The sequence below is a fragment of the Nocardioides sp. ChNu-99 genome (assembly GCF_029493445.1).
Classification (GTDB): Bacteria; Actinomycetota; Actinomycetes; order Propionibacteriales; family Nocardioidaceae; genus Nocardioides.
The window spans coordinates 28,578-49,713 of record NZ_JAHWBL010000009.1; the positions used below are offsets into that span (position 1 = coordinate 28,578).

Genomic DNA, 21,136 nt, shown 5'->3' on the forward strand with positions numbered 1-21,136 from the left:
CCCCTAGACCGTGACGAGTGGGGCGAGGCGGGCCAAGGTGGCCTCTCCGATCCCGTCGACCTCGACGAGCTCGTCGACGGAGGTGAAGCCGCCGTTGCTCGCGCGCCACTCGACGATCGCCTGCGCGGTGACCGGCCCGACGCCGGGCAGCGTGTCGAGGGCCGCCTCGTCGGCGGTGTTGAGGTTCACCAGCCCGCCCGCGCCCGGCGCGCCGGGCGCTCCCCCGGCTCCCCCGGCTGCCCCGCCACCCGGCTGCGCGCCGGTGGGGGCGGGGACGCCCTCCACCCCGACCAGCACCTGCTCGCCGTCGACGAGGAGCCGCGCCAGGTTCACCCCGGTGAGGTCGACGTCGGGCGGGGCCCCTCCGGCCGCCTCGACGGCGTCGGCGACGCGGGAACCCACCGGCAGCACCACGATCCCCGGGCGCGCGACCCGGCCGGCGACGTGCACCACCAGCTCGCCCGTCGCCGCGCCCGTCGTACCGGGGGCGGTGGGGTCCGCCGTGCCGGCGCCACCGGAGGCCGTGCCCGCGGGCGCTGTCGCCGCGGCACCCTCGGCCGGCGCCATCGGGGTGCCGGCCACCTCGGTGGTCGCGGCCCGCGGCGCGGCCACCTCGGTCGGACGCGAGGCGAGCACCCACCAGGCCAGGACGGCGAGCGCCACGGCCGCGACGACGGCGAGCACCGCCACCTGCGCCGGACCCACCGCCACCCGTCCCCGCAGCCCGTCGGGCACGGCGAGGACCCGCGGCACGCCCACGACGGGCACCGAGGCACCCGCCCGCGCCGCGTGCCGCCCGGGCACGGGCAACGCCGGGGGCCCGGCGTCACCGGGCTCCGGGTCCTCCTCGTCGGGCACCACCACGGCGCCCATCCGGTCCCAGCGGCCGGCGCTGATCCGGGTGTGGTCGTCGAGCAGCGCCACCGGCTGGAGCCGGGACCGCAGCACCTCGGGGTCGAGCTCGGGTCGTCGCACGCGCATGGGGCGACGCTAGGAAGCGGCCCGACCTGGCGCAGCGGGGCGACGCCGATCTGGGGAGGAGCGAGCCCGTGCGGCGCCCTGGGGACGAACGGTGGCTCAGGCGGGGTCGGTGCGAGGGGCCACGCAGACCGCGACCGTGCCCGGCCCGGCGTGCACGCCCAGCACGGCGCTCAGCTCGCCGCACCGCACGGGCCGGTCCTCGAGCTGCTCCGCCAGGCGCTCCGCCAGTTGCTCGGCCAGGCTGCCCGCCGGCTCGGGGTTCGCGAGGTGGGCGACGCCGACGTCCACCGGGCGGTCACCGGCCGCCTCGACCGCCAGGTCCGCCAGGCGGGCCAGCGCCTTCGAGGCGGTGCGCACCTTCTCCCGGCTCGCCACGGTGCCGTCGGCGATCGTGAGGATCGGCTTGACGGCCAGCACCCCGCCGAGCAGGGCGGCGGCGGCGCCGACCCGGCCGCCGCGGCGCAGGAACTCCAGCGTGTGCACGTAGAACAGCGACGTCGCCGCGTCCGCGCGCTCGCGGGCCGCCGCGGCGGCCTGCTCGATGCTCGCGCCGGCCCGGAGGCGCGCGACGGCGGTCTCCACGGCGTACCCCGTCGCCGGTCCCACCTGGCGGGTGTCGACGGTGACGACCCGCAGGTCGACCTGACGACCGGCCAGCACCGCCGACTCGTGGGTGCCGCTCACGGCGCCGGAGAGGTGGACGGACAGCACGGCGTCGTACCCCTGCGCGGCGAGGTCGCGGTAGACCTGCGCCAGCACCGCGGGGCCGGGGCGCGACGTGCTGACCGACGCCCGCGCCCGCAGCGCCTCCGCGACGCGGCCGGCGTCGTAGCCCTCCGCGCCCTCGTCGTGCACCTCGTCGTCGACCACCACCTGCAGCGGTACGACGGTCACGTCCAGCTCGCGCGCCGTGGCCAGGTCGAGCTGGGCGGTGGAGTCGGTGACGACCGCGACCCGCGGGCCACCGGCCGGCCCACCGGTCGACCCGCCGCTCCGCTCCTCCGCGTCGCTCATCGCCACGGCCTCAGCCGACGACCAGGTTGACGAGCTTCGGGGCCCGCACGATCACCTTGCGCACCGACTTGTCGCCGATCGCGGCCACGACCGCAGGGTCCGCGAGCGCCGCGGCCTCCAGGTCGGCCTCGCTGACGTCGGGCGCGACCTCCAGGCGGGCCTTGACCTTGCCCTGCACCTGCACGACCGCGGTGACCGACTCCTCGACGAGCAGCGCCTCGTCGACCGCGGGCCAGCCGGCGCGGGCCACGGTGGGCTCGTGACCCAGGCGCTCCCACATCTCCTCGGCCGTGTACGGCGCGACGAGCGACAGCAGGACCGCCACGGCCTCGGCGGCTTCGCGCACGGCGGGGTCGGCCGGGCCGCAGCCGGAGTCGATCGCCTTGCGGGTGGCGTTGACGAGCTCCATCGTGCGGGCCACGACGACGTTGAAGCGCATGCCCTCCAGCAGCGCCTCCGTCTCGTGCAGCGTGCGGTGGGTGACGCGGCGCAGCGCGACGTCGCCCCGAGCGGGGTCGGTGCCCGGCTCCGAGGTCACGTCGCCGGCCAGGCGCCAGGCGCGCGCCAGGAACTTCAGCGAGCCCGACGGCGAGACGTCGGCCCAGTCGATGTTGTCCTCCGGCGGGCCGGCGAAGACCAGCGTCAGGCGCACGGCGTCGACGCCGAACTCGTCGAGCTGCTCGCCCAGGTTGACGCCGTTGCCGAGCGACTTGCTCATCTTCTTGCCCTGGTTGATGACCACGCCCTGGTTGAGCAGCGAGGTGAAGGGCTCGGTGAAGTCGAGCAGGCCCATGTCGTGCAGGACCTTCGTGAAGAACCGGCTGTAGAGCAGGTGCAGCACCGCGTGCTCGACGCCGCCGACGTACTGGTCCACCGGGCCCCAGCGCTTCAGGTCCGCGGGGTCGAAGGCGCCGTCGGTGAAGCCCGGCGAGCAGTAGCGCAGGTAGTACCAGGACGAGTCGACGAACGTGTCCATCGTGTCGGTGTCCCGCTCGCCCGGGCCGCCGCAGGCCGGGCAGGGCACCTCGACCCAGTCGCGGGCCGCCGCCAGCGGCGAGGAGCCCTTCGGCTTGAGGTCGGCTCCCTTGAGGTCGGGCAGCACGACCGGCAGCTGGTCGTCCGGCACCGGCACCTCGCCGCAGTCGGGGCAGTGCACGATCGGGATGGGCGCGCCCCAGAACCGCTGGCGGCTGAGCAGCCAGTCGCGCAGGCGGAAGTTGACGGCACCGCGACCGGTGCCGTCGGCCTCCAGCCGCTCGAGGATGGTGCGGATGCCGGCCGCCTTGTCGCTCAGCCCGTCGAGCGGCCCGGAGCTGACGTAGGTGCCGTCGCCGGTGGTGGCCACGAAGGTCTCCGCCGGGTCGTCGGCCCCGGTGTCGATGACGCGGCGCACGGGCAGGCCCATCGCCTTCGCGAAGTCGAGGTCGCGCTGGTCGTGGGCCGGCACGCCCATGACCGCGCCCGTGCCGTAGTCGGCCAGCACGTAGTCCGAGGCCCAGACGTCGAGCTGCTCGCCGTTGACCGGGTTGGTCACGGTGATGCCCAGCGGCACGCCCGTCTTGGGGCGGTCGGTGGCGAGCCGGTCGATGTCGGAGGCCTTGCGGGTCTCCTCCAGGTACGCCGCGAGCGCGTCCGCCTGCTCCGGGGCGACGACCTCGGCGGCCAGCTTCGCGTCGGCCGCGACGACCATGAACGTCGCGCCGAACAGCGTGTCGGGCCGGGTCGTGTAGACGGTGACGACGCGCGTCGTGCCGTCCGCGAGGTGCAGGTCGAAGTCGACGTGCGCGCCCTCGGAGCGTCCGATCCAGTTGCGCTGCAGGGTCAGCACCCGCTCGGGCCAGCGGCCCTCCAGCTGGGTCATGTCGTCGAGCAGGCGCTGCGCGTACTCGGTGACCCGGAAGTACCACTGCGTCAGCTCGCGCTTGGTCACGACGGCGCCGCAGCGCTCGCAGGCGCCGTCGACGACCTGCTCGTTGGCCAGCACGGTCTGGTCGTTGGGGCACCAGTTGACGGGGCTGGCCTTGCGGTAGGCCAGGCCGCGCTCGCGGAAGCGCAGGAACAGCCACTGCGTCCAGCGGTAGTACTCCGGGTCGGAGGTGTGCAGGCGCCGCGACCAGTCGAAGCTGAGGCCGTACGTGCGGAACGAGCCGGCCTGGGTCTCGATGTTGGCGTAGGTGTACGTCGCGGGGTGCTCGTCGCGCTTGATGGCCGCGTTCTCCGCCGGCAGGCCGAACGAGTCCCAGCCGATGGGGTTGAGCACCTCGTACCCCCGCTGCCACCAGTAGCGGGCCAGCACGTCGTGGAGCGCCGTGACCTCGGCGTGGCCCATGTGCAGGTCGCCCGAGGGGTAGGGGAACATGGTCAGGGCGTAGCGCTTCTCCCGCTCGCCCGCGTCGACCAGCGCGTCGTCGGCACGGAAGGGGTCGAGGGCCTCCCACACCGGCAGCCACTTGGCCTGCAGTGCCGCCGGGTCGTAGGTCTCGCGCTCGTCCGCGTGCGTCTCGCTCATCTCTCGCTCTCCTCGGTGTCCCTGCTCGTCCGACTGCCGACATGAAAAAACCCCTCGCTCACGGAGGGGTTGCCGCGCGACCGGGGGGTCAGCGCGGCGGCAGGAGGAGCAGGGGGTACGTCGCCACGAGCGGCATCCTAGCGCCTGCGGCCGGTGCCGGCGTGCCGCGGGCGCCGCCCGGCGGGCGCGGCGACCCGCTCTGCAAAGTCTGTGTAAAGCAACCCGGGACGAGCCCGTGCTATGACCGCGGTCACACCTAGCGTCGACCCCCGTGAGCGAGGCGACCGGCCCCTCGTCCACGGCGATCGACCGGCCGGAGAGGTGAGACGCATGACCACAGCACCATCGGCCCCGCCCGCGGCTCCCGCGGACCAGCCCGGGATCCGCCGCGCCGTCCTGAACACCGTGCGGGGCTCGCTCGGCAACCTCGTCGAGTGGTACGACGTCTACGTCTACACGGTCTTCGCCAGCTACCTCTCCTCGAGCTTCTTCGCCGAGGGCGAGCCCAACGCGGGCATCTACACGATGGCGATCTTCGCCGTGACGTTCCTGATGCGTCCGGTCGGCTCGTGGTTCTTCGGCCGCTACGCGGACCGCCACGGCCGCCGCCCGGCGCTCGTCTTCTCCATCTCGCTGATGGCGGGCGCCTCGCTCGTCATCGCGCTCACCCCGACGGCGGAGACGATCGGCGGCGCGGCCGTCGTGGTCCTGATCCTCTGCCGGCTGCTGCAGGGCTTCGCCACCGGCGGCGAGTACGGCACGTCCGCGACGTACATGTCGGAGGCCGCGACGCCGGGCCTGCGCGGCTTCTTCTCGTCGTTCCAGTACGTCACGCTGGTCGGCGGCCACGTGCTCGCGCAGGTGACCCTCCTCGTGCAGCAGACGTTCCTGTCCGACGCGCAGATCTCCGCGTTCGGCTGGCGCATCGCGTTCGGCATCGGCGCCGTCAGCGCGGTCGTCGTGCTCGTCCTGCGCCGCAGCATGGACGAGTCGCTGCACGACGACGGCGTCGCCCGGAGGTCGGGCTCGATGGTCGAGCTGCTCACGGCGTACCCGCGCCAGCTGCTCGTGTGCTTCCTCGTCACCCTCGGCGGCACGGTCGCCTTCTACACCTACAGCGTCAACGGCCCGCTCATCGTCAAGAGCACCTACGCCGACGACCCGAGGACGGCCACCTGGATCAACCTCGCCGCGCTCGTCCTGCTGATGCTCATCCAGCCGCTCGGCGGCCTGCTGAGCGACCGCGTCGGCCGCAAGCCGCTGCTCGTGGGCTTCGGCGTCGCCGGCGTGCTGTGGACCTGGACGTTCCTGCACCTGCTGCCGCAGGTCACCACCCCGATCGCGTCGTTCCTGCTGCTGGCCGGCACCTACGTGATCCTCACCGGCTACACCTCGATCAACGCCGTGGTGAAGGCCGAGCTGTTCCCCGCGCACGTGCGGGCGCTCGGCGTGGGCGTCGGGTACGCCGTGGCGAACTCGATGTTCGGCGGCACCGCGCCGCTGATCTACGAGGCCGCGAAGGCCCGCGACGTGCTCGACGCGTTCGGCGTCTACGTCACCGTCGCGATCGGCGTCTCGCTCGTGGTCTACGTCTTCGTGCTGAAGAACCGGGCGCCCACGTTCCTCGACCGCGAGCAGGCCGGCGCCGGGCCGTCGACGCGGCCCGGCGCCGAGCGGGAGGCCGCCCCCGCCGGGCGGTGACCCGTTCCCCCGGTCCGTCGCGCACGGCGGGTGCCGCGCGCACCCGCCGTGTGCGACGCTGTGCCGCCGTCAGGGCGAGCCGCAGGAGAGGAGGCGCCCGTGCGTGCCCTCCTCGTCGAGGACGACACCGGTCTGGCCGCGGCCCTCGTCCAGGCGCTGCGTGCGCAGGGCTGGCGGGTGCTGCACGCCGCCACCGGTCGCTCGGCGCTCGAGCACCTCGACGCCGCGCTCGGCGGCGGGCCCGACGACGCAGTCGACCTCGTGCTGCTCGACATGGGCCTGCCCGACCACGACGGGCTGTGGGTCTGCCAGCAGGTGCGGGCGCGCTCCGGCGTACCCATCGTCGCCGTCACCGCCCGCCGCAGCGAGGCGGCCGTGGTCGGCGCCCTGCGCGCCGGCGTCGACGACTACGTGACGAAGCCCTACAGCCTGGCCGTCCTGCTGGCCCGCATGGAGGCGGTGCTGCGTCGCAGCCGGGGGCGCGCCGGCGAGGAGCCCGTCGCCGACCTCGGCTTCGCCCACGACCGCGCCGCCCGCGCGGTGCGGCTGCCCGACGGCACCCGCGTGGCGCTGACCGCCAAGGAGTCGGAGCTCCTCGGGGCGCTGGCCCGCACGCCGGGCGACCCCGTCACCCGGGCGGCCCTCATGGAGGAGGTCTGGGACACGACCTGGGTCGGCGCCTCGCGCACGCTCGACGTCCACGTCGCCGCGCTGCGCGCCAAGCTCGGGCCCGCGGTGCCGATCGAGACGGTCCGCGGGATCGGCTACCGGCTGGCGCCGCGGGACGGGGCACCCCCGCGGGACGACGGCGCGTGAGGCGGCGTCTGCTCGCTCTGAGCCTCAGCGTGACGGTCGCCGTGCTCGCCGCGCTGGTCGTGCCGCTGGTGGCGGCCTACGCGGAGCAGCGCGCCGTGCGCCTGCACGAGGAGCGGCTCGCCGCCGCCACCCGCTTCGCCACCCTCGCGGGCGCGCCCGGCATCGACAGCGACCCGGCGCTGCTCGCGGCCGACCTCGAGCGGTACGACGCGGTCACGACCACCACCCGCACCTTCGTCCTCGACGCCGACGGCTCCGTCCTGGCGCCCGCCGGCACCACCCTCCCGGCGGACGTGGCCGGGCTGGACGACGCCGTGCGCGACGCGCTGGCCGGCACCCCGACCTCGCCCCCGGAGCCCCTGTGGCCCTGGAACGACGACCCCGTGGTCGTGGCCACGCCGATCGGGCGGGACGCCCAGGTGCTCGGCGCGGTGCTGCTCGTGGAGCAGACCGACGACCAGCGGCGCGCCGTGGCGACCCGGATGGCCCTGGCGGCCGGCGCCGGCGCCCTCTTCGTGGCGGCGCTCGCGTGGCTCGTCGGCGTGCCGCTCGTCGGCTGGGTCGTGCGCCCCGTCGAGGAGCTCGACGAGCGCGCCCGCGACCTCGCCCGCGGCCGCACTCCCCCGGCGGGCCGGATCGAGGGGCCACCCGAGCTGCGCCGCCTCGTGGAGTCGTTCAACGCGATGGCGGCGAGCGTCGAGCACTCCCAGCGCCAGCAGCGCGAGCTCGTCGCCGACGTCTCCCACCAGCTGGCGAACCCCCTCACCGCGCTGCGGCTGCGGCTCGAGGGCATCGGAACGGACGACCCGGCGGTGGAGGCGGTGCTGGCCGAGACCGACCGCCTCGCCCGCGCCCTCGACGCGGTGATCGAGGTCAGTCGTGCGGGCGGGTTCGACCGCGTCGCGGTGCGCGTCGACGCCGCGGCCCAGGTGCGCGAGCGGATCGAGCTGTGGGCGCCCCTGTTCGGCGACCGCCTGGTGGCGCGGGTGCCCGACGGACCGCTGCCCGCGGTGCTGGAGGAGGACCTCCTCGCGACCGTGCTCGACGCGCTGCTGGACAACGCGCTGAAGTACGCCGCGGACGCGGCGGTCGAGGTGGACCTCCACCGGGACCCCGGGCACGTGGTGCTCGTCGTCCGCGACCACGGCCCCGGCGTCGACGACGCGGAGGCCGCCGCCCTGGGGCACCGCTTCCGCCGCCTGGAGCGGCACGCGGACGTCGAGGGGACCGGTCTCGGCCTGGCGATCGTGCTGCTGCGGGCGCAGGACGCGGGCGGCCGCGCGGACGTCGAGGCGGCCCACCCCGGCCTGCGGGTGCGGCTCAGGTTGCCCGTCGGTCCCGTTCGCGGAACCACTGCAGCGAGCCCGGGTGGAGCGGCACCGGCTGGGTGAAGATGCCGGCGGCGGCCGTCGGTTGCCGCACGTCCGGGACGGCGCTGCCCAGGGCGGCCTGCCGCTCGAAGACGACGGCCGTGAACCCGTGGGCCAGGTCGTCGGCGAGGTCCGGCCGGGCCACGAGGTACGTCTTCACGCTCACGGTCGCGACCGGCGCCGGCAGCCCGTAGGGCCCCGCCGGGAGCGGGCCCGCGACGTACTGAGGGCCCCAGCGCCCCACCAGGTCGCCGACCGCGTCGCCGACGTCGAGGGCGCGGAGCGGGACGCGACGACCGGCCTCGACCAGCGCCGGGATCGGGAAGCCGCTGACGAACGCGAGGGCGTCGACCTGGCCGGAGGCGAGCCGTGCCACCCCGTCCTCCAGCGCCAGGTCGACCAGCTCCACGTCGTCGGGTGCGACACCGAGGGCCTCCAGCGTGCGGGTGGCGACGACCCGGGTGCCCGAGTCGGCCTCGCCGGCGGTGACGCGTCGTCCCACGAGGTCCGCGGGCACGGCGATGTCCGCGTCGGCGCGGACCAGCACCTGCAGGAAGCTGTCGTAGAGCCGGGTCAGGGCGACGAGGTCCGCCGGCGGACCCAGCGGTGCGGTGCCGGCGATGGCCTGGGCCGCGCTGTCGCCCAGGGAGAACGCGACCTCCGCGTCACCGTCGAGCACGGCGCGGAGGTTGCCGAACGAGCCGCCGGTGGGCACCACGCCCGACGTGACCCGCGGCATCGCGCGCTCGACCTCGGCGGCCAGCGCGCGGCCGTAGCGGTCGAAGACCGCGCCGGTGTTGCCGGTCGCGATCCGTAGCCGCCCGGCCGCGTCCGCCCAGCCGGGCGCGCGGGAGCGCGAGACGGCGACACCGGTGGCGCCGAGCGCCCCGACGGCGCCGACGGCTCCTGCGAGGAGGAGGCCGCGGCGCGTCGGGGCGGTCGGCAGCAGGGGCACCGTCAGACGACGCGCTGCTTCGGCGTCGACTCGGCCACGAGCGCGGCGTCACGGGTGACGACACCGCCGAGCACCTCGTCGATCCGGGCCAGGGCGTCCTCGGGGATGGTGACGCCCGCGGCCTTGACGTTGTCCTCGAGCTGCTCGGGCCGCGAGGCGCCCACGATGGCGGCGGAGACGTTGTCGTTCTGCAGCACCCAGGCGATGGCGAGGGCCGCCATGGTGAGGCCGAGGTCGTCGGCCACCGGCTTGAGCTCCTGCACCGCGGTGAGGGTCTCGTCGTTCATGAACCGCTTGATCATGTTGGCGCCGCCCGACTCGTCGGTGGCGCGCGAGCCCTCGGGCAGCGGCTGGCCCGGCACGTACTTGCCGGTGAGCACGCCCTGGGCGATGGGCGACCAGACGATCTGGCCGATCCCCAGCTCGGCGCAGGTCGGGACGACCTCGTCCTCGATGATGCGCCACAGCATCGAGTACTGCGGCTGGCTGGAGACGAGCGGGATCCGCAGCTCCTGCGCGAGGTCGTGGGCGGCGCGGATCTGCTCCGGCGTCCACTCGCTGACGCCGATGTAGTGGGCCTTGCCCGCGTGCACGATGTCGGCGAACGCCTGCATCGTCTCCTCGAGCGGCGTGAAGGAGTCGAAGCGGTGGGCCTGGTACAGGTCCACGTAGTCGGTCTGGAGGCGGCGCAGCGAGGCGTCGATCGACTCCATGACGTGCTTGCGCGACAGGCCCGTGTCGTTCTTGCCCTTGGGGTCGGGCCCGACGGGCCAGTAGACCTTCGTGAAGATCTCCAGCGACTCGCGGCGCTGGCCCTTCAGGGCCTCGCCGAGCACCGTCTCCGCCTTGCCGTTGGCGTAGACGTCGGCGGTGTCGAAGGAGGTGATGCCCAGGTCGAGCGCCTTGTGGACGCACTGGGTCGCGATGTCGTTCTCCACCTGGGACCCGTGGGTCAGCCAGTTGCCGTAGGTGATGGCGGAGATCTGCATGCCGGAGCGGCCGAGGTGACGGAATTCCATGCACCCCATCCTGCCCGGGCCCCGGTGAGTCACCCCCGCTGGCGCGGCGTCCGCCCGGTCCACCGCCGGTGCGCGTGGATGAAGCTGGACGCCTCGGCGTACCCCAGCCGCAGCGCCACGTCGTCGAGGCTCAGGGTGGTGGCCAGCAGCTCGACCGCGAGCGTGCTGCGCACCTCGTCGAGCAGCTCCGAGTACGACGTGCCCTCCCCCGCCAGCCGTCGGCGCAGCGTGCGCTCGCTCAGCCCGAGCCGCGCGGCCACCGCCGCCGCGGGGGCGCCGTGGGAGAGCTCCTGCGCGACGAGCACCCGCACCTCCTGGGCGACCCCGGTCCGCGCCCGGCGCCGGGACACCAGGTCGGCGCACAGGCCCTCGCAGACCGCGACCGTCTGCGGGTTGCCCTGCGGCAGGCTGCGGCCGAGGTGGCGGGCGGCGAAGGTGATCTCGGCGCGCTCCGCGGAGTGCTCGGCGCGCACGGGCATGTCGGGCAGCAGCTCGACGAGCGCGGTCGCGATGGCCACGGCGTCACGGGCGACGAGGAACGCGCGCACGTCCGCGGGCAGGGTCGTGCCGTCGACGACGACCCGCACCGCCGCGTCCGCCGTCCCCGCGGCCGGCACCAGCTCGGCGCGCGGCAGCGCGAAGGTGAAGCTGAGGTCGAGGTAGCGCGTGGCCATCGTGACGGCGTCGGCCAGCGTCGGGCTCGCCAGCAGGGCGAACCCGAAGATCCCGAACGAGCTGAGGTGGTAGGCACCGCCGACCTCGGCACCGAGCCGGGCGTCCTCGCCCGTGCCGGCCGTCCCACCCGCCCCGCCGGGTGCACCCGCACGCAGGTGGCGCAGCAGCGCCCGCACGACGGTGAGCTCCTGGTCGGCCGTGACCTCCCGCTCCCCCGCCGGACCGACGTGCACGTCGGCGACGGCCAGCCCGGTGCCGCGCAGCAGCTCGGCCGCGTCGAGCCCACGCGAGCGCGCCCAGTCGAGCAGCACCGCCACCCCGGCCACCGAGCGCGGGAAGTGCCAGTCCCGCGGCACCGGGTCGGGGAACGACGCCGGGGACGCGGCGTCGACGGGGAGACCAACCATGGCCGGAATCATGGATCACCTGGCCGCGAATGTCTCGTGGCTCACACCCCGCTCCTCCTAGCGTCACCACCATGTCGACCACCCGCCCCCTCCCGGAGGCCCCCGTCCGGCTCTCGGCCGTCGTCATCGGCGCCGGCTTCGCCGGCCTCGCCGCGGCGGACACCCTGCGCGCAGAGGGCGTCGACGTCGTCGTCCTCGAGCGCGCCGACGGCGTCGGTGGGGTCTGGCGCGACAACACCTACCCCGGCGCCGCGTGCGACGTCCCGTCCTCGCTCTACTCGTTCTCGTTCGACTCCAACCCCGGCTGGCGGCGGGTCTACTCCGAGCAGCCGGACATCCTGGCCTACCTCGAGCGGGTCGCCGACCGGCGTGGCCTGCGCCCCCTCGTGCGCACCGGCGTGCGGGCCGTGGCCGCGACGTACGACGACACGACCGGCCGCTGGACGGTCACGCTCGCCTCGGGCGAGACGCTCGAGACCGACCTGGTCGTCAGTGCGGTGGGGCAGCTGAGCGAGCCCGTCGTACCGGCCCTGCCGGGGCTCGAGTCCTTCGCCGGGCCCGTCTTCCACTCCGCCACCTGGCGCCACGACGTCGACCTCGCCGGGAGGCGCGTGGCGGTCGTCGGCACCGGCGCGAGCGCGATCCAGCTCGTGCCGGGCATCGCGGACCGGGCGGGCTCCATCACGGTCTTCCAGCGTTCGGCGCCCTACGTCGTGATGAAGCCCGACGGCGCCTACCCCGGGTGGCTGCGCCGCCTGCTGGCCCGCTCGGCGGTGCTGCGCCGTCTCGAGCGGCGAGCGGTGTGGCACCTGTCGGAGTGGCTCAACGGCGCGCTCACCGGCGCACTGCCCCGCTCGGCGCTCCCCCGCGTGCTGCACCGCGCGTGGCGGCTGCACCTGCGTCGACAGGTGCGCGACCCCGCCCTCCGCGCCCGTCTCGTGCCGAGCGACCCGCTGGGCTGCAAGCGGCTGCTCTTCTCCAACGACTGGTACCGCACCCTCGACCGCCCGCACGTCGACGTCGTCACCGCGCCCGTCGCCCGCGTCGAGCCCGACGCCGTCGTCGACGCGGACGGCCGACGCCACGAGGTGGACGTGGTCGTCTGGGGCACCGGCTTCGCCGCCACCGACTTCCTGCGCCACCTCGAGGTCACCGGCCGCGACGGCGAGCGGCTGCACGAGACGTGGCGCCACGGCGCGAGCGCCCACCTCGGCGTCACGGTCCCCGGCTTCCCGGGACTGGCGCTCATGTACGGCCCCAACACGAACCTCGGCGGCTCCAGCATCCTCGGGATGATCGAGCCCCAGGCGGCGTACGTCGCGCAGCTGGCCCGCGCCACGGCTGCGGCCCGCGCCCGCGGGGCGGTGGGTCTCGAGGTGCGGCGGGAGGCGTTCGAGGCCTACGACCGCGAGGTGCAGGAGCGGCTCTCGCGCAGCGTGTGGGCGGGGTGCGCGAGCTGGTACCGCACCGTCACCGGCCGCATCACGACGAACTGGCCGGGCACGGTGGCGGAGTACCAGCGCCGCACCGCCGAGCTCGCGCTCGACGACTACGAGGAGGTGAGGGCATGCCGCACGACCCCGCACACGACCACGACGTCCTCGTGATCGGCTCCGGCTTCGGCGGCAGCGTCACGGCGCTGCGCCTGGTCGAGAAGGGCTACCGGGTCGGCGTGCTCGAGGCGGGGCGCCGCTTCGCCGACGACGAGTTCGCGACGTCCTCGTGGCGCCTGCGCGACTACGTCTTCGCGCCCCGCATGGGCCTGTCCGGCATCCAGCGGATGACGCTGCTCGGCGACGTGCTCGTGCTGTCGGGGGCGGGCGTCGGCGGCGGCTCGCTCGTCTACGCCAACACGCTCTACGAGCCGGGCGAGACCTTCTACCGCGACCCCTCGTGGGCGCGGTTCACCGACTGGCGCGACGAGCTGCGCGGCCCGTACGACCAGGCCAAGCGGATGCTGGGCGTCACGACGTACCCCCGCCGCACCCCCTCGGACGACGTGATGCGGCGGGCGGCCGAGGACCTCGGGGTCGCCGACTCGTTCGTGCCGACGCCCGTCGGCGTGCTGCGGCCCGAGGACCACGGCGTCGCGCCCGGCGAGCGCGTGGCCGACCCCTACTTCGGCGGGGTCGGTCCGGAGCGCACGGCCTGCACCGACTGCGGCTCGTGCATGACCGGGTGCCGGGTCGGGGCCAAGAACACGCTGGTGAAGAACTACCTCCACCTCGCCGAGCAGGCCGGCGCGGAGGTCCACCCGATGACCACCGTCACCGACGTCCGACCGCTCCCCGGGGGCGGGTACGCCGTCACGACCCGCCCGTCGGGCTCGCTCCGGACGGGCCGCACGTTCACCGCGGAGCAGGTCGTGTTCTCGGCGGCCGCGCTCGGCACGCAGCGGCTGCTGCACCGGCTGCGCGCCTCGGGCTCGCTGCCGGGCATCTCGCCGCGGCTCGGCGAGCTGTCGCGCACCAACTCCGAGGCGATCCTCGGGGTGCGCGCGAAGCGCTCGGGCCGGCACGGCACGACCGACTTCAGCGAGGGCGTGGCGATCACCTCCTCGATCCACCTCGACGAGTCGACGCACGTGGAGCCGGTGCGCTACGGCCCCGGGTCGAACGCGATGGCGCTGCTGATGGCGACGCTCGCCGACCCCGAGGAGGGCGTGCTGCGCTGGCGCGTCGGCCTGCGCGAGATGTGGCGCAAGCGGCGCTCGCTGCTGGCGTTCCACGACCCGCGGGACTGGTCGGAGCGCACCATCGTGCTGCTCGTCATGCAGTCGCTCGACAACTCGCTGACGACGGGCCTGCGCAAGCGGCGGCTCACCGGTCGTCCGGGGCGCCGCCTGACGGCCCGTCCGGGCGAGGGCGAGCCGAACCCCGTGTGGATCCCCGCCGGCCACGCCCTCGCCCGCCGCATCGCCGAGCAGGTGGACGGCGAGCCCGCCGGCGCCTGGAACGACCTGGTCGACGTGCCGACCACCGGCCACTTCACCGGCGGCTGCCGGATGGGGGCCAGCGCCGAGGAGGGCGTCATCGACCCCTACCACCGCGTCCACGGCCACCCCGGGCTCCACGTCGTCGACGGCTCCGCGCTGTGCGCCAACCTCGGGGTCAACCCGTCGTTGTCGATCACCGCGCTGTCCGAGCGCGCGGTCTCGCTGTGGCCGAACAAGGGCGAGGCGGACCCCCGCCCGCCGCTGGGTACGCCGTACCAGCGGATCGCGCCGGTCGCACCCCGGCACCCGGTGGTGCCGACGTCCGCCCCCGCCGCCCTGCGGCTGGGCCCGACCGTCACGAGGGAGCCGGCATGAGCGGGTACCCGCCGCAGCCGTGGGACCTGACGGGCCGCGGCTGGATCAGCGCGTGGCGCGTGCGCGGGTCGCTGCCGCCGCTGCCCGCGGGGGTGCGGCCGGTCGGCCGGGTGGCGCTCACGATGTTCGTCGACTACCGCCCGCCCGGGCAGATGACGTACGGCGAGCTCCTCGCCGGCGTCCTCGTGCGCTCGGGCGCCCGGGTGGGGCTGGCGATCACCGACATCTGGGTCGACTCCCCCGCCTCCCGCGACGGCGGGCGCGCGCTGTGGGGGGTGCCGAAGAACCTGGCGTCGTTCCCCGCCCTCGGCGACGGCGCGCTGGAGGCGCGCCGGGACGGCACCCCGCTGGCCCGCGCGACCTTCCGGCCGGGCCGCCTGCCCGGCGTACCCCTGCCGTTCCCGGCCACCGCCCACATCGCGCAGACCCTGCCCGTGGGGCCGCCGGACGCGCCCGGCGCCGCGACCGTGTGGACGCCGGTGCGGGCGAGCGCGCGGTCCGTGCGGCTCGCCCGCGCCACCTGGGAGTCACCGGCCGACGGGCCGCTCGCGTGGCTGACCGGTGCCCGTCCCCTGGCCAGCGTGCGGGTCGACGGGTTCGCGATGCGCTTCGGCGCCTGAGGTCGGTCCGCGGCCTCAGGGACGCCAGGCGGGGTCGCGGCCCAGGAAGGCCATGAGCCGGTCCGGCGCCGGGGCGTCGTCGGGTACGGCGACCCGCTCGCCGAACTGCCCGCTGGCCCGCAGCACCGCCTCGGCCGGCTCCATGCCGGCGAGCACGGCCGCGCACCACTGCGGGTCGAGGCCGTGGGGCTGGCCGGAGGACCGGGCGAGGTCCCAGGCGTGCAGGAACACGTCGGTCGTGTAGAAGCGGTCGACGGCGTCCGGCACCGGCAGCTCGCCGACGTGCGGGTTCGCGAGGACGAGCCCGTCGGTGGCCGGGTCGTCGAGCAGCTCCTGCACGGCGACGGCGTGGTGACGCCAGGCGGCGACCGGGTCGGTGGCGGCCCCGGGCCCGCCGGGCAGCTCGACGCCGGACCCGCCGAGGAACCCCGGCAGCCACTCGACGAGGTGTCCGACGACGTCCCGCGCGCGCCACTCGGCGACGGGCGTGGGCGCGGCCCAGTCGGTGACGCCGTCGACGATCGCGGAGAGGTTCGCGACCGCGGCGGCGTGCGTGCGGGCGTGCTCGGCGCTCACCGGTCACCGCCCGTGACGGGCTCGAGCCGCACGACGACCGACTTCGACGTGGGCGTGCGGCTCGTGTCGGCGTAGGAGCCCAGGGGGACGAGCACGTTCGTCTCCGGGTAGTACGCCGCCACGCAGCCCCGCGGGGTCGCGTACGGGACCACGCGGAAGTCCGGTGCGCGGCGATCGCCGTCCGCCCACTCCGAGACGAGGTCGACGAGGTCGCCGTCGGCCAGGCCCAGCGCGCGCACGTCCTCGGGGTGCACGAACACCACCCGACGCCCGCCGCTGATGCCCCGGTAGCGGTCGTCGCGGCCGTAGATCGTGGTGTTGTACTGGTCGTGCGAGCGGATCGTCTGCAGGAGCAGGCGCCCGGGCGGCACGCGGGGGTACTCCAGGGCGTTCACCGTGAGCTCGGCCCGGCCCGACGCCGTCGCGAAGCCCCGCTCGTCGCGTGGCTTGTTCGGCAGCACGAAGCCACCCGGGGAGTCGATGCGCCGCTCGAAGTCCTCGAACCCGGGTACGACGCGCTCCACCGCCGCGCGGATGGTGGCGTAGTCCTCCCGGAAGGCCCGCCAGTCGGCGACGGGGGCACCCGGGCGGCCGGCGAGCAGCCGCTCCGCGAGCTCGGTGATGATCGCGACCTCGCTGCGCAGGTGCTCGCTCGGGGGCTCGAGCCGACCCTCGGAGGCGTGCACCGCGCTCATCGAGTCCTCGACCGTGACGCGCTGGGGGCCGGTCGCCTGCACGTCGCGGTCGGTGCGGCCCAGCGTCGGCAGGATGAGGGCGCGGCGCCCGTGCACGACGTGGGAGCGGTTGAGCTTCGTGGAGACCTGCACGGTCAGCTCGAGCGAGGCCAGCGCCGCCTCGGTCACCGCGGTGTCGGGGGTCGCCCGGGCGAAGTTGCCGCCCATCCCGAGGAAGACCTTCGCCGTGCCGTCGCGCATGGCCTCGATGGCGGCGACCGTGTCGTGGCCGTGGGCGCGGGGGGACGCGAAGGAGAACTCGGCGTCGAGCGCGTCGTGGAACTCGTCCGGCATCCGCTCGAAGATGCCCATCGTGCGGTCGCCCTGGACGTTGGAGTGGCCCCGCACCGGGCACACACCCGCACCGGGCTTGCCGATGTTCCCCTGGAGCAGCAGCAGGTTGACGGCGTCGCGCAGCGTGGGCACCGAGTGCTTGTGCTGGGTGAGGCCCATGGCCCAGCACAGGACGGTCGAGCGGGACTCGCGCAGCAGGTCCGCGACCTCCGCGATCTGCGCGCGGGGCAGGCCCGTGGCGGTCTCGACCTCGGACCAGTCCAGGGCCCGCAGGTGGGCGGCGTACTCCTCGAAGCCGTGGGTGTGGTCGGCGAGGAACTCGTGGTCGAGCACCGTGCCGGGGGCGGCGTCCTCGGCCTCGAGCAGCAGGGCCCCGAGGGCCTGGAAGAGCGCCTGGTCGCCGCCGAGGCGCACCTGGAGGTAGACGTCGGCGAGGTCGGTCCCGCTGCCCACGACCCCGCGGACCTTCTGCGGGTTGTCGAAGCGCAGGAGCCCGGCCTCGCGCAGCGGGTTGATCGCCACGATGCGCCCGCCCGCCCGCTTCGTCTTCTCCAGGGCGGAGAGCATGCGGGGGTGGTTGGTGCCGGGGTTCTGGCCCGCCACGACGACGAGCTCGGCGGTCTCGACGTCGAGCAGCGAGACGCTGCCCTTGCCGATGCCGATGGTCTCGGTGAGCGCCGAGCCGCTGGACTCGTGGCACATGTTGGAGCAGTCCGGGAGGTTGTTCGTGCCGAGGCCGCGCGCCAGCAGCTGCCAGCAGAACGCGGCCTCGTTCGACGTGCGGCCCGACGTGTAGAACACCAGCTCGTCGGGGCTCGACAGGCGCGCGACCTCCTGCGCCACCACGTCGTACGCCTCCTCCCAGCTGACGGGCCGGTAGTGCGTCGCGCCCTCGTCGAGCAGCATCGGCTGGGTGAGTCGGCCCTGCTGGCCCAGCGAGTAGTCGTCCCAGGTGGCCAGCTCGGCCACTGGGTGGGCGGCGAAGAACTCCGGCGGCACCCGCCGCTTCGTCGCCTCCTCGGCCACCGCCTTGGCGCCGTTCTCGCAGAACTCGGCGCGGCTGCGGTGCTTCGCCTCCGGCCACGCGCAGCCGGGGCAGTCGAACCCGTGGGTCTGGTTGACCAGGGCGAGCGTGCGCGCGGTGCGGGCCGCGCCCATCTGCTCGACCGCCATCTGCGTGGCGCGGGCGACGGCCGGCACGCCGACGGCGCGCTCCTTCGGCGGGCCCACCTCCAGCGCCGACTCGTCGATGTTCTCGACCGCGCGGTCGACCGAGCTGCGACGCACCACGACGTCCTCCCCTGCTGGCTAGGCTGGCGGCCAACCTACTCCTCGTGAAGGGGGCCCTGCGTGGCCGGCAAGCGGGTACGACGCGTGCGCGCCACCGTGCTGCGCCTGCCCGAGGCGACCGGGCCGGGAGCGCCGGGCGGCTCGGGCGGGCCGGGAGGTACGGCCGTGCTGGCCCGCCGTACCCGCGAGGAGCACCTGGCGGTCGAGGAACCGCTGGAGGTGCGCGTCGCGGGCGCGCCGTACGCCGTCACCATGCGCACCCCCGGCGACGACTTCGACCTCGTCGCCGGGTTCCTGGTCGGCGACGGCGTGCTGCGCGCGCCGACCGACCTGGTGGAGCTGCGCTACTGCGCGGGCGTGGGCCCCGACGGGCTGCAGACCTACAACGTGGTGGACGCCGCCGTGTCCCCCGTCGCGGCCGCCGTCGCCGCGACCCGCGGGCGGCGGGTGGAGGGCACCAGCGCCTGCGGCGTCTGCGGGCTGGAGTCGATCGACGCGGTCGCCACCACCTCGAGCCACGACCTGGGCGACGACCCCACCGTCGTCGACGCGTCCGTGCTGGCCGCCCTGCCCGACGGCCTGCGGGAGCAGCAGGGCGACTTCGAGCGCACCGGCGGGGTGCACGCCGCCGGCCTGTTCACCGCCGCCGGCGACCGGCTCGTCGTGCGGGAGGACGTCGGACGCCACAACGCCGTCGACAAGGTGGTCGGCTGGGCGCACCGCGAGCAGCGCCTCCCCCTCCGCGGCACCGTGCTGCAGGTGAGCGGACGGGCGTCCTTCGAGCTGGCGCAGAAGGCGGTCATGGCCGGCATCCCCGTCCTCGCCGCCGTCGGCGCGCCCTCGTCGCTCGCCGTCGAGCTCGCCCAGCGCACCGGCCTGACCGTCGTGGGGTTCTCCCGCGGCGATCGCCTCACCGTGTACGCCGGCGGCGACCGCGTCGGCGGGTGACGGGGGGCGGTCCGGGGTCGGGGGCGGTCCTCGGTCCGGTGGTCGAGGTGGCTCCGGTCGGTGGTTGAGGTGGCCGCCCCAGCGGCCCTCGAAACCACGGGGTTCGACGCGGCTGTGCCCTTCCCGGTGGTTGTGGCGGCCGCGCTCGACCCGGTGGTTGAGGTGGCCGCCCCAGCGGCCGAACCGGTGGTTGAGGCGGCCGCCCCAGCGGCCCTCGAAACCACCTCGAGAACGGTCGCCGGCCGAGGGGCTCTGGCGACGCTCAGACTCCTAGATCTTCTTTCCCCAGCCCCCGCTCTCGGACCCGGAACTGTCGGTGGTCGCCCCTAGCGTTGTCCGTATGAACCACCCGAGCACCGCCGTCGTCGAGGCCCCTCCGGCCATCGACTCGACGGCGCTGCTCGCAGCCGCCCGAGCCGCTGCAGCGGCTCAGCGCGCGGCGGAGGTGGCGGCGTTCGTCGCGGTCGCGGACTGGGCCGACGCCCACACCGACGGCACCGTGGGCGACCCGATCGGCCCGCTCGGGCTCTGGTCGGAAGACCCCACCTCGGTCCCCGGCGGGGATCGGTTCCTCGAGCTCGGCGGTCCGGGCGCGCCGCTGGTCTCAGAGTTCTGCTTGTACGAGATCTCCGCAGCCCTCGGCCGCTCCGTCGCCTCCGGCCGACCGCTCGTCGGTGACGCGATCGAGCTGCGCCACCGCCTCCCCCGCCTCTGGGACCGTGTCCTCGCCGGGGCCGACCCCCTGACGCAGAAGCAGGCGCTGCCAGTGTGGCGCGCGAGGAAGATCGCCGCCCTCACCCGCACCCTCACCCCCGAGGCCGCGGACTTCGTCGACCGCAACCTCGCCCCCCTCGCGCACCGCGCCACGATGCCGACCGTCGAGCGCCTCGTCGCCGAAGCGGTAGCCCGGTTCGACCCCGAGAACGCCGAGCTGGACCGGGCGGACGCCGACGCGGGTCGGTACTTCGCGATCGAGACGACCCCCGCCGACAGCGCGTCGCCGTGGACCGGAGTTGTCGCCGTGCACGGATCCCTCGACGTCGCCGACGCCCTCGACCTGAACAACGCCGTGCAGCGAGTGGCGGCCGACCTCGCCGCCGCCGGATGGGACGCCGACCTCGACGTCCGCCGCTCCATGGCGGTGGGCGAGCTCGCCCGGCGACAGACCGCGCTCGACCTGGACGGCGCCGACCCAGACCGGGACACGCCGGTCGGCTCGACCCGGACACCTGCGCGGCAGGTCGTGCTCTACGTCCACCTCAGCGACGCCGCGACTGCCTCGCACCGCAGCGGCGACGGAATGGACGCAGGACCCAGCATCGACCCCGCCACCGGCAGCGTCGGAATCGACCTGGCCCGCCTCGAGAACACCCGCGGCCTCGTCACCGCCGACCAGGTCCGCGACTGGTGCCGCACGCCCGGCACCAAGGTCACCGTCATGCCCGTCATCGACCTCGCCGAGCACGTCGCCGTCGACGCCTACGAGATCCCCGACCGCATCGCCGAGAGGGTCCGGCTCGACCGACCCACCTGCGCGTTCCCCTACTGCGGACGACCAGCACGAGACCTCGACCTCGACCACACCGAGGCCTACCGGCGAGAAGCAGCACCCGGCGCCGGGCAGACCTCGACCAGCAACCTGGCGCCACTGTGTCGGGGCGAACACCGGATCAAGACACACCCCTCCCCGACCGGGGCCAGCCCACTCGACTTCGGTCCACCCAGCAGCGACCCACCCGACGTGCACCCGCCGCCTGACCGGCGATGGCACTACTACCGCGATCCACTCGGCACCTACATCTGGACCAGCCCGCACGGGCTCCGCTACGCCGTCGACTCCACCGGCACGACGCCGTTCGACTGAGCCAGGCAGCAGCGCACCGCCGACCCCGCCACCGAGCACCACCGTGGCGGGGC

16 protein-coding genes are annotated in these 21,136 nt (G+C 75.0%); 8 read left to right on the forward strand and 8 right to left on the reverse strand.

Going from position 1 to position 21,136, the window contains the following annotated elements; all coding sequences use genetic code 11:
- Positions 1–3 precede the first annotated feature (3 nt).
- The 3 genes from KK617_RS05115 to leuS all read right to left on the reverse strand — a co-directional run bounded on the left by KK617_RS05115 (position 4) and on the right by leuS (position 4,504).
- A complete protein-coding gene (locus tag KK617_RS05115; protein WP_277498523.1) occupies positions 4–981 on the reverse strand; it encodes a ComEA family DNA-binding protein in 978 nt (325 codons plus the stop codon).
- A gap of 96 nt (positions 982–1,077) precedes the next feature.
- Positions 1,078–1,995 carry a DegV family protein gene (locus KK617_RS05120; RefSeq protein ID WP_277498524.1) on the reverse strand — a complete coding sequence of 306 codons (918 nt, stop codon included), beginning with the start codon at positions 1,993–1,995 and terminating at the stop codon, positions 1,078–1,080.
- Positions 1,996–2,005: 10 nt separating this feature from the next.
- Entirely contained in the window at positions 2,006–4,504 is a 2,499-nt protein-coding gene (leuS, locus tag KK617_RS05125; protein WP_277498526.1) for a leucine--tRNA ligase, read from the reverse strand.
- Positions 4,505–4,834: 330 nt separating this feature from the next.
- Between leuS and KK617_RS05130 the strand changes: the two genes are divergently transcribed.
- The 3 genes from KK617_RS05130 to KK617_RS05140 all read left to right on the forward strand — a co-directional run bounded on the left by KK617_RS05130 (position 4,835) and on the right by KK617_RS05140 (position 8,412).
- Entirely contained in the window at positions 4,835–6,205 is a 1,371-nt protein-coding gene (locus KK617_RS05130) for an MFS transporter (RefSeq protein ID WP_277498528.1), read from the forward strand.
- Positions 6,206–6,304: 99 nt separating this feature from the next.
- Positions 6,305–7,021, forward strand: a complete 717-nt coding sequence (locus KK617_RS05135; RefSeq protein WP_277498529.1) for a response regulator transcription factor — start codon at positions 6,305–6,307, stop codon at positions 7,019–7,021.
- On the forward strand, positions 7,018–8,412 hold the full coding sequence (locus KK617_RS05140) for a HAMP domain-containing sensor histidine kinase (protein ID WP_277498532.1): 1,395 nt from the start codon (positions 7,018–7,020) through the stop codon (positions 8,410–8,412). The genes KK617_RS05135 and KK617_RS05140 overlap by 4 nt, the downstream gene beginning before the upstream one ends.
- On the opposite strand, the gene KK617_RS05145 is transcribed toward KK617_RS05140, so the two are convergent.
- From KK617_RS05145 to KK617_RS05155, 3 genes are read right to left on the reverse strand one after another with little or no spacing between them, the layout of a single operon-like run.
- Positions 8,342–9,346: a TAXI family TRAP transporter solute-binding subunit gene (locus tag KK617_RS05145; RefSeq protein WP_277498533.1), complete on the reverse strand. Its 1,005-nt coding sequence runs from the start codon at positions 9,344–9,346 to the stop codon at positions 8,342–8,344. The genes KK617_RS05140 and KK617_RS05145 overlap by 71 nt on opposite strands.
- 2 nt (positions 9,347–9,348) lie before the next feature.
- Positions 9,349–10,365: an aldo/keto reductase family protein gene (locus tag KK617_RS05150; protein WP_277498534.1), complete on the reverse strand. Its 1,017-nt coding sequence runs from the start codon at positions 10,363–10,365 to the stop codon at positions 9,349–9,351.
- A gap of 29 nt (positions 10,366–10,394) precedes the next feature.
- Positions 10,395–11,447, reverse strand: coding sequence for an AraC family transcriptional regulator (locus tag KK617_RS05155; RefSeq protein ID WP_277498535.1), 1,053 nt, complete (start codon positions 11,445–11,447; stop codon positions 10,395–10,397).
- Positions 11,448–11,518: 71 nt separating this feature from the next.
- Between KK617_RS05155 and KK617_RS05160 the strand changes: the two genes are divergently transcribed.
- From KK617_RS05160 to KK617_RS05170, 3 genes are read left to right on the forward strand one after another with little or no spacing between them, the layout of a single operon-like run.
- Positions 11,519–13,054, forward strand: coding sequence for an NAD(P)/FAD-dependent oxidoreductase (locus tag KK617_RS05160; RefSeq protein ID WP_277498536.1), 1,536 nt, complete (start codon positions 11,519–11,521; stop codon positions 13,052–13,054).
- Complete coding sequence (locus KK617_RS05165; RefSeq protein WP_277498537.1) at positions 13,015–14,757, forward strand: GMC family oxidoreductase; 1,743 nt, start codon at positions 13,015–13,017, stop codon at positions 14,755–14,757. The genes KK617_RS05160 and KK617_RS05165 overlap by 40 nt, the downstream gene beginning before the upstream one ends.
- Positions 14,754–15,377, forward strand: a complete 624-nt coding sequence (locus KK617_RS05170) for an acetoacetate decarboxylase family protein (RefSeq protein WP_277498538.1) — start codon at positions 14,754–14,756, stop codon at positions 15,375–15,377. The genes KK617_RS05165 and KK617_RS05170 overlap by 4 nt, the downstream gene beginning before the upstream one ends.
- 15 nt (positions 15,378–15,392) lie before the next feature.
- Here the strand turns inward: KK617_RS05170 and KK617_RS05175 are convergent, their stop codons facing one another.
- Both KK617_RS05175 and KK617_RS05180 read right to left on the reverse strand, forming a co-directional pair.
- Positions 15,393–15,953 (reverse strand): TIGR03086 family metal-binding protein, encoded by a 561-nt coding sequence (locus KK617_RS05175; RefSeq protein ID WP_277498539.1) that lies wholly within the window; start codon positions 15,951–15,953, stop codon positions 15,393–15,395.
- Positions 15,950–18,268, reverse strand: a complete 2,319-nt coding sequence (locus KK617_RS05180) for an FdhF/YdeP family oxidoreductase (RefSeq protein WP_277498540.1) — start codon at positions 18,266–18,268, stop codon at positions 15,950–15,952. Before KK617_RS05180 ends, KK617_RS05175 begins: the two co-directional genes overlap by 4 nt.
- A gap of 63 nt (positions 18,269–18,331) precedes the next feature.
- On the opposite strand from KK617_RS05180, the gene fdhD reads away from it, so the two are divergent.
- Together fdhD and KK617_RS05190 are read left to right on the forward strand one after the other, a co-directional pair.
- Positions 18,332–19,219 carry a formate dehydrogenase accessory sulfurtransferase FdhD gene (gene fdhD / locus KK617_RS05185; protein WP_277498541.1) on the forward strand — a complete coding sequence of 296 codons (888 nt, stop codon included), beginning with the start codon at positions 18,332–18,334 and terminating at the stop codon, positions 19,217–19,219.
- Between the two features lie 340 nt (positions 19,220–19,559).
- Entirely contained in the window at positions 19,560–21,083 is a 1,524-nt protein-coding gene (locus KK617_RS05190) for an HNH endonuclease signature motif containing protein (protein ID WP_277498542.1), read from the forward strand.
- Positions 21,084–21,136: the final 53 nt, after the last annotated feature.

What these genes read in the sequence shown, in the direction of transcription:
- KK617_RS05115 (WP_277498523.1), bottom strand. Translation starts at nt 981, where the DNA reads ATGCGCGTGCGACGACCCGAGCTCGACCCCGAGGTGCTGCGGTCCCGG.
- KK617_RS05120 (WP_277498524.1), bottom strand. Translation starts at nt 1,995, where the DNA reads ATGAGCGACGCGGAGGAGCGGAGCGGCGGGTCGACCGGTGGGCCGGCC.
- leuS (WP_277498526.1), bottom strand. Translation starts at nt 4,504, where the DNA reads ATGAGCGAGACGCACGCGGACGAGCGCGAGACCTACGACCCGGCGGCA.
- KK617_RS05130 (WP_277498528.1), top strand. Translation starts at nt 4,835, where the DNA reads ATGACCACAGCACCATCGGCCCCGCCCGCGGCTCCCGCGGACCAGCCC.
- KK617_RS05150 (WP_277498534.1), bottom strand. Translation starts at nt 10,365, where the DNA reads ATGGAATTCCGTCACCTCGGCCGCTCCGGCATGCAGATCTCCGCCATC.
- KK617_RS05155 (WP_277498535.1), bottom strand. Translation starts at nt 11,447, where the DNA reads ATGGTTGGTCTCCCCGTCGACGCCGCGTCCCCGGCGTCGTTCCCCGAC.
- KK617_RS05160 (WP_277498536.1), top strand. Translation starts at nt 11,519, where the DNA reads ATGTCGACCACCCGCCCCCTCCCGGAGGCCCCCGTCCGGCTCTCGGCC.
- KK617_RS05165 (WP_277498537.1), top strand. Translation starts at nt 13,015, where the DNA reads ATGCCGCACGACCCCGCACACGACCACGACGTCCTCGTGATCGGCTCC.
- KK617_RS05170 (WP_277498538.1), top strand. Translation starts at nt 14,754, where the DNA reads ATGAGCGGGTACCCGCCGCAGCCGTGGGACCTGACGGGCCGCGGCTGG.
- KK617_RS05190 (WP_277498542.1), top strand. Translation starts at nt 19,560, where the DNA reads ATGAACCACCCGAGCACCGCCGTCGTCGAGGCCCCTCCGGCCATCGAC.